This is a genomic window from Halorubrum lacusprofundi ATCC 49239 (assembly GCF_000022205.1).
Taxonomy (GTDB): Archaea; Halobacteriota; Halobacteria; order Halobacteriales; family Haloferacaceae; genus Halorubrum; species Halorubrum lacusprofundi.
The window spans coordinates 925,544-938,743 of record NC_012029.1; the positions used below are offsets into that span (position 1 = coordinate 925,544).

The following is a 13,200-nucleotide window of genomic DNA, read 5'->3' on the forward strand; positions in this document are numbered from 1 at the left end:
GAAGTGGTTAGGCCTCGTCCGACTCCATCCCTACGACCCCAACTGCTCGCGCGCGAACTTCGCCAAAAGCGGGATGTCGTCGAGGTGGAGCAGCTTCGCCATCGACGCCTTCTCCCCTTGATTCGCCTTCTCGAGCGTGTTCTCTTCCGTTTTCCGGAGGTCGCGCATGAACCGGTCGTACCGCTCGTTCGGCGCGAGGTACAGCAGCCGCGTGAGCATCAGCCGCGACTTCATCCGCGGGGCCACGTCGCGGTGCCAGAGCCGCTCGTAGACGGCGAGGCTCTCCGCATCGAGGCGACGCTTCGAGTCGGTGAGACACCGGTCGACGGTGGCCGCCGCGGCGCGAGCCGACTTCATCCCCTTGTGGATCCCCTCGCCCCAGAGGGGGTCGATGGAAGGGACCGTATCTCCGATCGCGAGGAAGCGGTCGGTGTGCATCTGGTCGGGCATCTGGATGTGCGCGGAGCCCCGGTGGACCTTCCCGTTGATCTTCGTCGCGTCGGCGAAGCGGGGGTCGCGGTCGATCCACGCGTCGAGGTAGCCGTCGACGGTCTGGCTCTCCTGTGCGAACTCGCGGTGGCGGTCGTTCTGGATGTAACAGATCCCGACCTTCGCGGTGTCCTCGCCGGTTGCGAAGATCCACGAGTAGCCGCCGGGCGCGATGTCGTGGTCGAGTCGGAGCATCATCGACCGCCGTAGATCGGCGTACTCCGGGTGGTTCATCTCGACGCCCTCCATCTCGTACTCGATACCGATCGCCTGATTTTTGCGTTCGAGATCGACCACGTCGAGCGCGCTCGCGATCGGTGCCGCGGGACCGGTGGCGTCGACGACCACCTCTGCGTACACCTCCTCGTCGCCGTTGTACCGAACGCCCTCGATGACGCCGTCGTCGTCGAGGATCGGCCGGGACACCCGCGAGTCGAACCGGTACTCGGCGCCGCTCTCGCGGCCGTCCGCGACGAGGAACCGCTTGAAGTCGGCGAACTCTAACACCGCGCCGGGCTGGTAGCTTTTGTAGTGGTTGTTGGGCGACTCCAACACCACGTCGTCGGTGTACGACATCACCACATCGTCGGGGATCCCGAAGGAGGACATCATCGACGGGAACGTCCCGGCGGTCGACTTGTTGCTCTGGCGGGGGAACTCGTCTTCCGACTCCGTTTCGAGAACGACGACGTCGTAGTCTCGCGTCGCCAGATCGCGAGCGCACTGAGCGCCCGCCGGTCCGGCACCCGCGATCACGACGTCGTAGCGATCAACCATATACCCGTGAATACGGACCCACGTAATTAGGCTTGCTGAAACCGGTCGCAAACAGGCTGTGACCCGGCTGGGTCGCCGGATTTTGGCGATCCACTGAGGTCGGAATTACGGTGGGTATCGCGATCGCGATCTCGATCGGAAAAGGCGTCGGCCGCAGATCGGGGTGCAGGTAGAGAAACCGCCTGCGTGCTCGGGGGCGGTTCAGTAGAACTCGCGGACGAGGTCCGTCGCGCCCTCGGGCGCGCCGTCCGGGATGACGGACATGTCCTCGTCGACGCCGTGACGCTCGTGGTACGGCACCGACTCCTCGTCCTGGTAGATGATACCCTGATGCTCCGTATCGTCGTCGAAGATGACGTCTTTGGCGGCCTCCTTGTCGCTGGGATCGTGGTCCGACTCCTTCAGATCGACCAGCGAATCGCGGAAGTAGTCGTACGTGTCCACGTCGTTGAACGTCACGCACGGCGAGTAGACGTTCACGAAGCCGAACCCGTCGTGTTCGACCGCCTTCTGGATGATCTCCTGATGGCGGAGCGCGTCCGAGGAGAACGACTGCGCGATGAACGTCGCACCCGACGCCAGCGCCAGCGCGTGCGGGTTGACCGGGGGCTGTTTGGGGCCCTCGGGGCTCGTCGACGTCTCGAAGTCCTCACGGGAGGTAGGCGAGGCCTGCCCCTTCGTCAGCCCGTAGATGCGGTTGTCCATCACGACGTACGTCATGTCGACGTTGCGCCGGACGGCGTGGACGAAGTGGCCCGCGCCGATGGAGTAGCCGTCGCCGTCGCCGCCGGCGACCATCACTTCGATGTCGGGACGGGCCATTTTGACGCCGGTCCCGACCGGAAGCGCGCGTCCGTGGACGCCGTGGAGCGCGTAGCTGTGCATGTACGTGCCGATCTTTCCGGAACAGCCGATGCCGGCGACGACGAAGGTGTTATCGGGGTCGTTGCCCGTCTCCGCGAGGGCCTTCATCATTCCGTTCATGGTGCCGAAGTCGCCGCATCCCGGACACCACGTCGGCTGCTTGTCGGACTTGAAATCGGTGAATCGAATGTCTGAGCTCATTGGTTACGCCTCCACCCCCGCCGCGAGGGTCTCCTTGATGTCATCTGCGAGTTCGTCCGCCTTGAACCGCACGCCGTTGTACTTGTTTATCCGATCGACGCGAGCCAAGACGTCGTGTTCGATGAGGTTCGCGAACTGACCCCGCTCGTTGCACTCCACGACGATGACGTTCTCCGCCGCCTCGACGTCCTCGGAAAGGTCCGGGCGCGGGAAGATGTACGGCACGGAAAGCACCCGCACGTCGACCCCCTCGTCGGCGAGGAGATCGACCGCCTCGGCGAGCGCTCCCTCGTTCGACCCCCACGAGATCACGAGCGTGTCGGCGTCTGCGTCGCCGAACTCGCGCGGGCTCCAGTCCTCGCGCTCCTCGGCGGTATCGACTTTCCGGTTGCGCTTATCGACCTGCTCGACGCGCATCCCGGTATCCTCGGTCCGACGACCTTGCTCGTCGTGTTCGAGGCCGGTGGACATGTGCGCGCCGTCGGCGGTGCCGGGGAACGCCCGCGGCGAGATCCCGTCGTCGGTGATCTCGTGGGGCTGGAAGCCGCCCGACTCGCTCATGTGGTCGTCGATCGTCGTCTCGTCGACGACGAAGCCACGGTCGATCTCCACCTCGTCCATGTCGAAGGTGTCCGGCGTGAACGTCTGCTCGGTGACCGCCATCGAGAGGTCGGCGGTGAGGTAGACGGGGAGCTGGTACTTCTCGGCGAGGTTGAACGCCTCGACGGTCTTCCAGAAGCACTCCGCGATCGTCGTCGGTGCGAGCACGAACCGGGGGACCTCGCCGTGGCCGCCGTACAGCATTCCGTTGAGGTCGCCCTGCTCCTGTTTCGTCGGCATCCCGGTCGACGGGCCGGAGCGCATCACGTTACAGATGACGAGCGGCGTCTCCGAGGTCGCGATGAGCCCGAACGTCTCCGTCATCAGGTCGATCCCGGGACCGGACGTGGCGGTCATCGACCGCGCGCCCCCGCGGGCGGCGCCGAGCGCCATGTTGATCGCGGACAGCTCGTCTTCCGCCTGCACGACGTGGCCGCCGTATCGCTCGATCCGGCCCGTGAGATACGTCATCACGTCGGTCGCGGGCGTGATCGGGTAGCCGGCGTAGAAGCGGCAGCCCGCCGCGATGGCGCCCATCCCGATGGCCTCGTCGCCGTTGAGGAGGACGTAGTCCTCGTCAGTAGTCTCCAAGTCGTAGTCGAACTCGTGGTCGTACTCCTCGTCGACGTACGACTGTCCAGCGCGGGCGGCCTCCTTGTTGTTGTCGACGAGCTTCTGCCCCTTATCCGCGAAGCGCTTTTCGAGCGCGGAGTCGAGGTTCTCGATGGGGAACTCGGCGACCTCACAGGCCGCGCCGAGCGCGACGACGTTGCGCATGATCGCTCCGCCGGCCTCCTCGGCGAGCCGCTTGAGCGGAACGTCGATCCCGATCATCTCGTCGGGGATCTCCACGTCCTGCATCGTGGTTCGCTCGCCGTCGTAGATGATCACCGACCCCTCGTGGAGCTCGTCGAGGTTCTCCTCGATGGTCCGGGGGGTCAACGCGATGAGCACATCGAGCCGGTCAACGACGCTCTGTACCTTGTCGACGGAGGTTCGCACCTTGTAGGCGGTGTAGCCGCCTCGGATCCGCGAGGCGAAGTCCTTCGACGTGAACACGTGTCGACCCGCCCGAGAGAGCGCTTGCGCAAAGATCTTCCCGGTCGAGTCGATGCCGTCGCCGGCCTCCCCGCCGACAGCCCAGTTGAAGTCCGCAGCCATACTATAACGGGGCTTTCGCCGGACTCATCAAAAGACTTCTGGAAGGAGCCATTGGCCCATTTCTGAACGTTCGTTTACTACTTTGCAAATATTGTCAATTACGATAGTGTACTAGCCGGTGTTTCAGGTGTTTATTGGACAAACGTTTTCCAAATTCTTCACGATCAACCCTCTGCGTCAACGGAGTTTCGACGGTCGTCGAATCGGTTCGGTCGCCCGCGCGCTCGCGAGAGCCCTCTGCGTCGGCGACAGCGGCGAGTTTCACGACGGTTTGCGATGCGGGCAGCACCGACGCCGACGGGAACACGTTTGTGTCTCCCGATCGGATCGGATGTATGGACACGACAGCGACGGTCAGCGCGGTCGAGACGGTCGGCCGCGACACGTACGCCCTCCGGTTCGACGCGCCAGACGGCTTCGCCGCCGAACCCGGTCAGTTCGTCAAGCTCGGCACGGAGATCGACGGCGAGTCGGTCGCCCGCTTTTATACCCTCTCGTCGCCGACCATCGACGACACCTTCGAGGTCACGGTCGGCATCGACACCGACGAGGGTGGCGAGTTCTCCGCGTTCCTCGCGGATGCCGAGGCGGGCACGGAGATGACCCTCTCCGGCCCGTTCGGTGACCAGCACTACGACGGCGAGCCGCGCGCGGTGGTCATCGCGGGCGGTCCCGGCGTCGGCCCGGCGGTCGCCATCGCGGAGCGCGCGCTCGACGACGGCGCCGAGGCTGCGGTCGTCTACCGCGACGACGACGTGTCGCACGCGGATCGCTTGGGCCGACTGGAAGCGCGTGGCGCCGCGGTTCACCTGCTCGACGCGGACGACGAGCTTGACGACGCGGTCGCCGAGGCGCTGACGGGCAGCGAGGGCGAGACCGTCTTCGTGTACGGCTTCGCCGACCTCGTCGCTGACGCGGAGGCCGCGATCGAGGCCGCCGGCAGCGACGCCGACGCCGCGAAGGTCGAGAACTTCGGCTAGACGCGACTCGTGGTGCTCTAGCTGCTCGTTTATAAGTGGACGACTGTGGATCCGCGGAGAACACGTCCAAATTCCCAGTCGCCGGCGGCAAAGCCGCCGGCTGCCCCTTTGAGTCAACCCTAACCGCTCCGCAACCGCACCCTCACACCTCCCCAGCCTCGCGGTTCGCACTCTCCGAGCGCTCACCGCGTCCAGCGAGAATCGAAGATTCTCTGGCAGCCGGCGCGTAGCGCCGGCGACCTCGCGCGGCGCTCTCGCCGGCGGCTTCGCCGCCGGCTGTCAGAGTGACCTTCGGTCCCTCACTACTCGCGGCCGTTTATAAACGGCCGCTCGGAGGCGCGCGCCACCGCGGATCCGACACGGATCAGTCCCCGAAGTAGTCGGCCAGTCGCTCTGCGGCCTCGGCAGCCCGCGGCGTCACCAGGGCGAACCGGATCCACTCGCCGCGGGCGGTGCCGAACGCGTCGCCCGGCATCCCGGCGACGCCGGCCTCGTCGATCAGGCGCTTGACGTTCTCCATCGTTCCGGGGAACCCCTCGAAGCGCGCGAGCACGTAGAACGCCCCCTCCGGGCGGGTGTACTCCGCGCCCGCCGCGTCGAGCGCGTCGGTGAACGCGTCCACGCGGTCAGCGAGCAGTTCGCGGGCTTCCGCGTAGTAGCTCGGCGGCGTCTCCGCGAGCGCGTGGTGGACCGCGTACTGGGAGGGACGCGCCCCGGCGACGTTCACGAGCATGTGCCGCGTCTTGGCGTCGCCGACGTGCGCCTCGGGGAAGATCCCGTACCCGACCCGGAATCCGGTGATCGCCATCGACTTCGAGAAGCCGCTGGTGACGATCACGCGATCGGAGTCAAGCATCAGCGCGGACTCGAACTCGCCGGTCAGATCGAAGTGGTCGTACACCTCGTCGACCATGACGAGGGCGTCGACCGCGTCGGCGACCGCGACGACCTCGCGGACTGCGTCGAGGTCGTACACGGCGCCAGTCGGGTTGTTCGGCGTGTTCAGGACGATGAGGGCGGTGTCTTCGCTTGCGGCCTCGCGGATCGCGTCGACATCGAGCCCGCCGTCGCGCTCGGTCGGGACGAGCGTCGACTCCCCGCCGAGCATGTCCGTCTTGCCGGGGTAGTACGGGTAGACGGGATCCATCAGTAGCGCCTCGTCGCCCGCGTCACGCTCGAATGCGCGCGCTATCGCGAGGTAATTCGCCTCGCCGGTTCCGTTCGTGACCACCACGCGGTCGGCGTCGACGTTCCGACGCTCGGCGATCGCCTCGCGAAGCTCCAACAGTCCCTCGCTCGGCGGGTACTGGAACTCCGCTGAGGGGAGGTCGGCGTACTCACGGAGCGCCTCCCGGAGGGTGGCCGGTGGCTCCCAGTCGGGATTGCCGCTCACCATGTCGATGACGTCGCCGTCGGCCGCGCCCGCGTACTGCATCACGTGGAAGAACTTCGGCTCCTCGTACTCCATACCGGTCGCTCGGCGTCGGGCGCCGTGGCTCTTTCGACCGCGACACCGCGACCGCGACGCCGCGACCGCCCGGACCGCAATTGCGGCGCCGCGGCCGCCCGGTCCGCGACCTTCATCCCGTTCCAATCCGGTGGTTTCACCTGTAGCCATGTCGACCCCGGCGTATGAACAAACGCGGCCACGTCCTCAACGCCCTCCTGCTCGCGCTCGGGCTCGGCTTCGTCATCGAGCCCGGCCTCGACATGGCCACTGCCCGGACCGTCGCCGAGATCACTGTCCCGATCGTGTTGGGGGCGCTGTTCCCCGACGTCGACACCGCCTTCGGTCGCCACCGGAAGACGCTCCACAGCCTCCCAGTCCTCGGGATCTTCCTCGCGTACCCGATCGTGTTCGGGAACCTCCAGTACGTCTGGATCGGCGTGTTGACCCACTACGCCCTTGATGTGATCGGGAGCCGCCGCGGGATCGCGCTGTTCCACCCGCTATCCGACACCGAATACGGGATGCCGACCGGCGTAACGACGAGCAGCAAGTACGCGGATCTCGTCACCGTGATCGTTACGGCCGTGGAACTGGCGGTCTTCTGGGCGCTCCACACCTACGTCGTGACCCTCGATCTCGATATCTCGGCGGCCGCCTCAGAGGCGGCTGCAGGGCTCGGAATCTGAGGACTCAGTCCGGGTTGCGAAACGGCAGCTGCGTCACTTCGGCCGGTAGTCGGAGAGCGTCCCGGAGTAGACGCTCACGTCGTTGAACCGTCCCTCGTAGGCGACGTTGCTCGGAAGGGTCGGCTCGTCGCCGGAGAGGAACTGTCGATCGAGCTTCTCCCAGGTGTTCTCGTACGCGAGGTGAGCGAACTCCACGAGCCCGCGGAGCTGATGACCGATCCCACCGCGGTGGACTACGGTGCGAGGCCGCGCCTCGCGGAAGGCGTCGACGACCCCGTCGACGCCGTCGTAGTCACCGTCGAACTCGGTCCACGCCTCGCCGACGGTGCCGGGAAGGTGAGCATACGACGAGCCGAACCCCGGCTGGTCGGTGGCCTCGGCGATTCGCCGCGTCCGAGCGTTCTGGTGGGGGAGAAGCTTCGTGTTGTACGTCTCGACCGCGTCGATCCGGGTGCTGTGGGCCGCGATCTCTGGGCGGGTGAGCGAGATGGTCGCGAACCCCGGGTGCGGCGCGAGCACGACCGCATCCTGCCGGTCGGCCTCCGCCATCGCCGCCTCGAAGGTAATGTAGTCGGGAACGGGCTCGTCCAAGCCGAGAACGAGGATGTGCCGTCGGTTCCCCCAGTCGCCGGTGAACACCTCCCGGGCGGGAACCACGGTCAGGTCGTCGTCGGAGAACCGGGCAGCCCGCTTCCGGATCGTCGGCAGGCGGGTAAAGTGCGGGGCGTATACGAGCGCGTCGATCCCTCGTTCCTTCGCGAGGGCCACGACGTCGTCGTCGAGCACCTTCACGTGGGCGTCGACGCGCGTTCTCGGTCGAGTCACGGGTGGGCGTTCTTCGTCGCCGAGCAAAGGCGTATCGTTCGACAGCGAGCCGGTCCTAGCCAGGCCGGTCGAGGGGACCGCGGCGAGATCCGAAGGGGGGCGCACCGGGGACGAGAGACGGCCGCCGGGGGAAACCGTTAATCCCTCGCGGCGGGGACAGGGTGACATGCCCCGCTGGACGTGCGGTATCGACGGCTGCGACGCCGCCTTCGACGACGTGGAGTCGGCCATCGTCCACCAGACGAACGGCCACCAGCGCCACGAGTGCAAGGTGTGCGGCACGATCGTTCCGGACGGCTACTTCGCGATCCGGCACGCGTTCGACGAACACACCCGGGCCGAGTTCGTGCGCGCGTACGACGCTGACTCCGCGGCGGTCCGTCGCCGGGAAGGAATCAAACGGGATATCGAGCGCGAGGCGGACCTCCAGCGAGTCGTCGATCAGCTGGACCGGAGCCCGTAGGCGAGACTCCCCGGGTCACAGCACCCGCTTTCCGAACGCGCTCGCGGCCAGTTCCGTCGCGAGCTCCGCGGTCTCATTGTGCTGGTCCAGCGTCGGATTCACCTCGACGAGTTCCATCGACCGGACACAATCGGTCTCGGCGACTGACTCCATCGCCCTGTGCGCCTCCCGGTAGGTGACGCCCCCGCGGACGGGGGTGCCGACGCCGGGCGCCTCCTTGGGGTCGAGCCAGTCTAAATCGAGACTGACGTGGACGCCGTCGACGCCGGCCGACGCTTCGGCCATCGCTTCCTCAGTCACGTCCGTGATCCCGCGGTCATCGATGTCTGACATCGTGTACGCCGCGAACCCGTGGTCGCGGATCACGTCGATCTCCGCGTCGTCGACGGAGCGGAGCCCGACGAGTGCGACGTTTTCCGGATTGAGCCCGGGCGCGGTCGCCCAGTCCGACCCCTCGAACTCGCCGAGGCCGAGCGCGGCCGCGAGCGGCATCCCGTGGACGTTCCCGGAGGGCGTCGTCGCGGGCGTGTTGAGGTCGGCGTGAGCGTCGAACCACACCGCGCCGATCTCCGCGTCGCGCGCGGAGCCGACGAGCGAACCGATGGCGATCGAGTGGTCTCCGCCGAGTGCGAGCGGCACAGACCCCTCGGCGAGCGTCCCGCTCACCTCGTCCGCGAGCCGGCGGCAGACGTCGGCGGTTTCGCGGAGGAACTTCGCGTCCCCCTCGTGCGGGGCCTCCGCGTCCGGGTCACGCTCCTCCGCGCGGGGGACCGCGAGGTCGCCCGCGTCGACGGTCTCGACGCCGGCGCTCGCGAGCTGGTCGGCCAGCCCGGCGTAGCGGATCGCTGACGGCCCCATGTCCACACCGCGTCGGTTCGCCCCGTAGTCGGTCGGTGCGCCAATGATCCTGACAGTGGTCATGTCCGAGAGAGCGCCCCCGTAACGCTTGAATGGTAGGGTCTTCGCTGCGATCGCACCGCGATCGCACACGGTTTCACGGGTGGGCACCAACGACGAGTATGAGCGGCTCCGAGGACGACTTCGCTCCGGCCGACATCCAACCGATCGGCGCCATGATCGCCGTCGCGTTCACCGGTGCCGTGATCGGGCTCGTCGGTGCCGGGCTCGCGTTCTTCGTCGGGGACCTCGGTCTGGCGCTGATCGGCGTCGGCGCCGTGGTCGCGCTCTCCAGTCCGATCGCGTACGTTCGGCTCCGTCGGCTCCGCAGATCCTGAGAAACCGCACGATCATTTATAATGAGCTTCCATCGCATTTAAGCGGTGCCGCCATCTATTCGCGTCTATGTCATCGATTGAGCTTACATCGAGTCAGAAAAGCATCCTCACGGCCCTCATCAACCTGTACGGGGAACAGGAAGACGCCGTCAAAGGCGAGGCGATCGCCGAGGAAGTCGACCGCAATCCCGGCACGATCCGCAACCAGATGCAGAGCCTGAAGGCCCTCCAGCTGGTCGAGGGCGTCCCCGGCCCGAAGGGCGGCTACAAGCCCACCTCGAACGCGTACGAGGCGCTCGACATCCAGCGGATGGACGAGCCCGCCGACGTCCCCATCTTCCACGAGGGCGAGGAGGTCACGGGCGTCAACGTCGACGGGATCGACCTCTCCAGCGTTCACCACCCCGAGCTCTGCCGCGCCGAGATCCACGTCCAGGGCTCCGTCCGCGACTTCCATGAGGGCGACTCCGTCACGGTCGGCCCGACACCGCTCTCGAAGCTCGTCATCGACGGGACTGTCGACGGGAAAGACGACACCGCCAACGTCCTCATCCTCCGAATCGACGACATGCGAGCGCCCGACGAGCCCGCCGAGCACTAACCGCCTTTTCGACGATATCGTTCTGCTGTCCTCTCTTTGCGAACCCGTCAATAGCCCGAGCGCAGCCGCTCGAACTCTGTATCTGACTTCGTCGCTGTCGATAGAACCACTGCTCGCGGATCCGAGAACCGTCGCCCCTCGACGAAAGATCTCTCCGAATCGGGTGTCGCTCGCTGACGCCTACATATCGCCGAACGCGCTCACGCCGCGCCCGGTCGAGGAGATCTTCGCGATCCATCGCACCGCGATGGACTTCTTCAGCAGCTTCGCGGGGGTGCCGCCGAACGTCTTGATCGGCATCCCCATCACGTCGTGGGCGACCGCGTCCTCGCCGACCGAGACGACGGTCCCCTTGTCCGTGTGTTCCCACGACTGGAGGGGCGCGCCGCGGGCGGCGCGCGCGAGGTTCTCGCCGGCGACCTCGGCGGCCTGCCAGGCGGCCTGTGCCGTCGGCGGCGCCACGTCGTCGTCGCCCTGCTCGACGAGCGCGGTGTCGCCGATAGCGAACACGCGGTCGTCGCTGGTGGTGAAGTCGGAGCCGGCGTGGACGCGGTTCGAACGCTCGTCCTTCTCGACCTCGACGTTCTCAAGCTCCGGCTGGCCGGTGATGCCGCCGGTCCAGATCAGCACGTCGTACGAGAGTTCCTCGGGCTCCTCGTCTTCGCCGCCGCCGAAGTACACCGCGTCCTCATCGGCCTTCGAGATGAAGTCGCCGGTGAGTATTTCGATGTCGGCGTCTTCGAGCCGCTGGCGGAGCGCGCCCTGAAGCTGGGGATCGTTGCCCGGGAAGACCTCGTCGAGTCCCTCGACGAGCTTGATATCGACGGGCGCGCGGTGTTTATCGCGGTACTCCGCGATTTCGCCCGCGGTCTGGATGCCGGAGAGCCCGGCGCCGCCGACGATGACCTCGACGGGGTCCGAGCGGGTCGCCTCGGCGGCAGCCGACCGGACGTCCTCGTGGATCGCCTTCGCGTCGGCGAGGCTCTTGAGTTGGTGGGCGTTCTCTTCGAGTCCCTCGATCCCAAAGAAAGCGGTCGTGGAGCCGACGCCTAACAGGAGGTAGTCGTAGTCGACGGTCGTCCCGTCGTCGGTCTCGACGACCTGCTCGTTGGTGTCGACGTCGACGACGCGGCCCCGTACGAAGTTGGACTCGGGGGATTTGATCTCGTCGACCGGGATGGTGATCTTCTCGGCGACCGCGGGGTTGCGGATCGCGCGGTGGACCTCGTGGAGAACGAGGTGGTAGTCGTGCTCCGAGATCCACGTGAGATCGGCCTCACCCTCGCCAACCTCGTCTTCGAACGCCTTCACTGCCCCTGCACCGGCGTACCCGGAACCGACGACGACGACCTGTGTACTCATGTGTGTAACTCCTCGGGCCGCGGGTAAAGTCGCTTTGGAACGTCGTTGACGCCCCTATCGGCCAGCCGTCTCGCGGTCGTTCGCTGGGACCGACGCTCCGCCCGCCTACAGCGAGAGGCCGGCGTGCCAGCGATCGGCGCCCGCCTCGCGTTTGACCTCGTCCATCCGTGCGAGGAGGGTCACGGCGAGGCTCGCGGTCTCGGCCGTCCGCGACTCCCCCTCGGTGCGGAACTCGCCGGTGACCCGGTTGGCGTAGACCGAGCAGATCGCGCCCGCGCGGAGCCCGTACACGTTCGCGATCGTGAGGATCGCCGACGCCTCCATCTCGATGTTCTTCACGTTCGCGTCCTGTAGTTCCGCGACCAGCTCGTCGGAGCCGGCCGCCTCAAACCCCTCGAAGCCGGGGCGGCCCTGCCCGGCGTAGAAGGAGTCGGCGCTCATCGTCACGCCGGTGTGATAGTCGTAGCCGAGCCGCTCGGCGGCGGCGACGAGCGCCGAGACGACCTCGCCGTCGGCGGCCGCCGGGTAGTCCTCGCGGACGTACTCGTCGCTGGTACCCTCCTGCCGGACCGCGCCGGTCGTGATCACCAGATCGCCCACGTCCATCCCCGGCTGGATCGCGCCGCAGGAGCCGACCCGGATGAACGTGTCGACACCCACTCTGGCGAGTTCCTCGACCGCGATGGCGGCCGACGGCGAGCCGATCCCGGTCGAGGTCACAGAGATCGGCGCGTCCTCGTAGGTCCCGGTCGCAGTGCGGTACTCGCGGTGGTGTGCGACCTCCTCGTGGCCGTCCCACAGCGCCGTGATCTTGTCCACGCGCTCGGGATTGCCGGGGAGCAGCACGGCGTCCGCGACATCGTCCTCACCGACCTCGACGTGGTACTGCACCTCGTCGTTCGGATCCTCGCTCCTGTCGCTCTTGTCGGTCATGTCTTCGCCCTTCGGCGAGCCGTTTAAAAGGAGTTCCGTCTCGGTCGCTCGAAGTCTGTTCCGTCCGTTAGACCTCGCGCGCGTCGTCGAGCGTATCCTCGGAGATGGTGTTCGGGAGCAGTTCGCCCAGCGTGTACTCGCTGGTCTCCCCGTCGCCCTCGTCGCAGACGACGATCAGGTCGTCGGCCGCAAACTCCGTGAGCGACTGCCGGCACATCCCGCAGGGGGTGACGCCGTCGCGGACGCCGGAAGTGACGGCGATCCGATCGAACTCGCGGTGACCGTTCTTCACCGCCTCCGCCAGCGCGACCTCCTCGGCGTGGAGGCTGTTGGAGTAGTTCGCGTTCTCGATGTTACAGCCGGTGTAGACGGTGCCGTCTGCGGTCCGAAGCGCGGCGCCGACGCGGTATTCGGAGTACGGGACGTGTGCGTCGTCGAGCGCGTCGCGCGCGGCCTCGATCAGGTCCATACGGAGGCGTCGACCGGGGATCGAATAAATGGCCGGTTCGCGACCTCACCGTTCACGAGACCGACCGCCCACCTGTCGAACCCCCTCACAGTCCGTGCTTGCGA

Annotated in this window: 14 protein-coding genes; 5 read left to right on the forward strand and 9 right to left on the reverse strand. The window is 66.9% G+C overall.

The features are described from left to right. Positions 1-30: 30 nt before the first annotated feature. The 3 genes from HLAC_RS04570 to HLAC_RS04580 form a co-directional block, all read right to left on the reverse strand. A complete protein-coding gene (locus HLAC_RS04570; RefSeq protein WP_015909673.1) occupies positions 31-1,266 on the reverse strand; it encodes a digeranylgeranylglycerophospholipid reductase in 1,236 nt (411 codons plus the stop codon). Positions 1,267-1,467: 201 nt separating this feature from the next. Continuing rightward, complete coding sequence (locus HLAC_RS04575) at positions 1,468-2,331, reverse strand: 2-oxoacid:ferredoxin oxidoreductase subunit beta (protein ID WP_015909674.1); 864 nt, start codon at positions 2,329-2,331, stop codon at positions 1,468-1,470. Positions 2,332-2,334: 3 nt separating this feature from the next. Beyond that, entirely contained in the window at positions 2,335-4,092 is a 1,758-nt protein-coding gene (locus HLAC_RS04580) for a 2-oxoacid:acceptor oxidoreductase subunit alpha (RefSeq protein ID WP_015909675.1), read from the reverse strand. Positions 4,093-4,427: 335 nt separating this feature from the next. Here HLAC_RS04580 and HLAC_RS04585 point away from each other — a divergent pair, with 335 nt between their 5' ends. Next, positions 4,428-5,072 (forward strand): ferredoxin--NADP reductase, encoded by a 645-nt coding sequence (locus tag HLAC_RS04585; protein ID WP_015909676.1) that lies wholly within the window; start codon positions 4,428-4,430, stop codon positions 5,070-5,072. 364 nt (positions 5,073-5,436) lie between these two features. Here the strand turns inward: HLAC_RS04585 and HLAC_RS04590 are convergent, their stop codons facing one another. Then, a complete protein-coding gene (locus HLAC_RS04590) occupies positions 5,437-6,540 on the reverse strand; it encodes a pyridoxal phosphate-dependent aminotransferase (protein ID WP_015909677.1) in 1,104 nt (367 codons plus the stop codon). 164 nt (positions 6,541-6,704) lie between these two features. On the opposite strand from HLAC_RS04590, the gene HLAC_RS04595 reads away from it, so the two are divergent. Then, positions 6,705-7,208, forward strand: a complete 504-nt coding sequence (locus HLAC_RS04595; RefSeq protein ID WP_015909678.1) for a metal-dependent hydrolase — start codon at positions 6,705-6,707, stop codon at positions 7,206-7,208. Positions 7,209-7,241: 33 nt separating this feature from the next. Here HLAC_RS04595 and HLAC_RS04600 read toward each other — a convergent pair whose 3' ends face one another. After that, entirely contained in the window at positions 7,242-8,060 is an 819-nt protein-coding gene (locus HLAC_RS04600; protein WP_049933259.1) for a PHP domain-containing protein, read from the reverse strand. Between the two features lie 139 nt (positions 8,061-8,199). On the opposite strand from HLAC_RS04600, the gene HLAC_RS04605 reads away from it, so the two are divergent. Further along, entirely contained in the window at positions 8,200-8,496 is a 297-nt protein-coding gene (locus HLAC_RS04605; RefSeq protein WP_015909680.1) for a DUF7565 family protein, read from the forward strand. A gap of 15 nt (positions 8,497-8,511) precedes the next feature. On the opposite strand, the gene rocF is transcribed toward HLAC_RS04605, so the two are convergent. After that, a complete protein-coding gene (rocF, locus tag HLAC_RS04610; protein ID WP_015909681.1) occupies positions 8,512-9,417 on the reverse strand; it encodes an arginase in 906 nt (301 codons plus the stop codon). A gap of 98 nt (positions 9,418-9,515) precedes the next feature. On the opposite strand from rocF, the gene HLAC_RS04615 reads away from it, so the two are divergent. Together HLAC_RS04615 and HLAC_RS04620 are read left to right on the forward strand one after the other, a co-directional pair. Next, entirely contained in the window at positions 9,516-9,731 is a 216-nt protein-coding gene (locus HLAC_RS04615; RefSeq protein ID WP_015909682.1) for a hypothetical protein, read from the forward strand. A 67-nt stretch (positions 9,732-9,798) separates the two neighbouring features. Beyond that, a complete protein-coding gene (locus tag HLAC_RS04620; protein WP_015909683.1) occupies positions 9,799-10,332 on the forward strand; it encodes an Rrf2 family transcriptional regulator in 534 nt (177 codons plus the stop codon). Positions 10,333-10,512: 180 nt separating this feature from the next. Here the strand turns inward: HLAC_RS04620 and HLAC_RS04625 are convergent, their stop codons facing one another. The 3 genes from HLAC_RS04625 to cdd all read right to left on the reverse strand — a co-directional run bounded on the left by HLAC_RS04625 (position 10,513) and on the right by cdd (position 13,096). Further along, positions 10,513-11,694 (reverse strand): NAD(P)/FAD-dependent oxidoreductase, encoded by a 1,182-nt coding sequence (locus HLAC_RS04625; protein ID WP_015909684.1) that lies wholly within the window; start codon positions 11,692-11,694, stop codon positions 10,513-10,515. A 105-nt stretch (positions 11,695-11,799) separates the two neighbouring features. Further along, positions 11,800-12,627, reverse strand: a complete 828-nt coding sequence (locus HLAC_RS04630; protein WP_015909685.1) for a nucleoside phosphorylase — start codon at positions 12,625-12,627, stop codon at positions 11,800-11,802. Between the two features lie 67 nt (positions 12,628-12,694). After that, complete coding sequence (gene cdd / locus HLAC_RS04635; RefSeq protein WP_015909686.1) at positions 12,695-13,096, reverse strand: cytidine deaminase; 402 nt, start codon at positions 13,094-13,096, stop codon at positions 12,695-12,697. Positions 13,097-13,200: the final 104 nt, after the last annotated feature.

Excerpts from the sequence above, each read along its gene's own strand:
- cdd (WP_015909686.1), bottom strand. The coding sequence starts at position 13,096 with ATGGACCTGATCGAGGCCGCGCGCGACGCGCTCGACGACGCACACGTC.
- HLAC_RS04590 (WP_015909677.1), bottom strand. The coding sequence starts at position 6,540 with ATGGAGTACGAGGAGCCGAAGTTCTTCCACGTGATGCAGTACGCGGGC.
- HLAC_RS04625 (WP_015909684.1), bottom strand. The coding sequence starts at position 11,694 with ATGAGTACACAGGTCGTCGTCGTCGGTTCCGGGTACGCCGGTGCAGGG.
- HLAC_RS04620 (WP_015909683.1), top strand. The coding sequence starts at position 9,799 with ATGTCATCGATTGAGCTTACATCGAGTCAGAAAAGCATCCTCACGGCC.
- HLAC_RS04595 (WP_015909678.1), top strand. The coding sequence starts at position 6,705 with ATGAACAAACGCGGCCACGTCCTCAACGCCCTCCTGCTCGCGCTCGGG.
- HLAC_RS04580 (WP_015909675.1), bottom strand. The coding sequence starts at position 4,092 with ATGGCTGCGGACTTCAACTGGGCTGTCGGCGGGGAGGCCGGCGACGGC.
- HLAC_RS04585 (WP_015909676.1), top strand. The coding sequence starts at position 4,428 with ATGGACACGACAGCGACGGTCAGCGCGGTCGAGACGGTCGGCCGCGAC.
- HLAC_RS04605 (WP_015909680.1), top strand. The coding sequence starts at position 8,200 with ATGCCCCGCTGGACGTGCGGTATCGACGGCTGCGACGCCGCCTTCGAC.
- HLAC_RS04615 (WP_015909682.1), top strand. The coding sequence starts at position 9,516 with ATGAGCGGCTCCGAGGACGACTTCGCTCCGGCCGACATCCAACCGATC.
- HLAC_RS04575 (WP_015909674.1), bottom strand. The coding sequence starts at position 2,331 with ATGAGCTCAGACATTCGATTCACCGATTTCAAGTCCGACAAGCAGCCG.
- HLAC_RS04630 (WP_015909685.1), bottom strand. The coding sequence starts at position 12,627 with ATGACCGACAAGAGCGACAGGAGCGAGGATCCGAACGACGAGGTGCAG.
- HLAC_RS04570 (WP_015909673.1), bottom strand. The coding sequence starts at position 1,266 with ATGGTTGATCGCTACGACGTCGTGATCGCGGGTGCCGGACCGGCGGGC.
- rocF (WP_015909681.1), bottom strand. The coding sequence starts at position 9,417 with ATGACCACTGTCAGGATCATTGGCGCACCGACCGACTACGGGGCGAAC.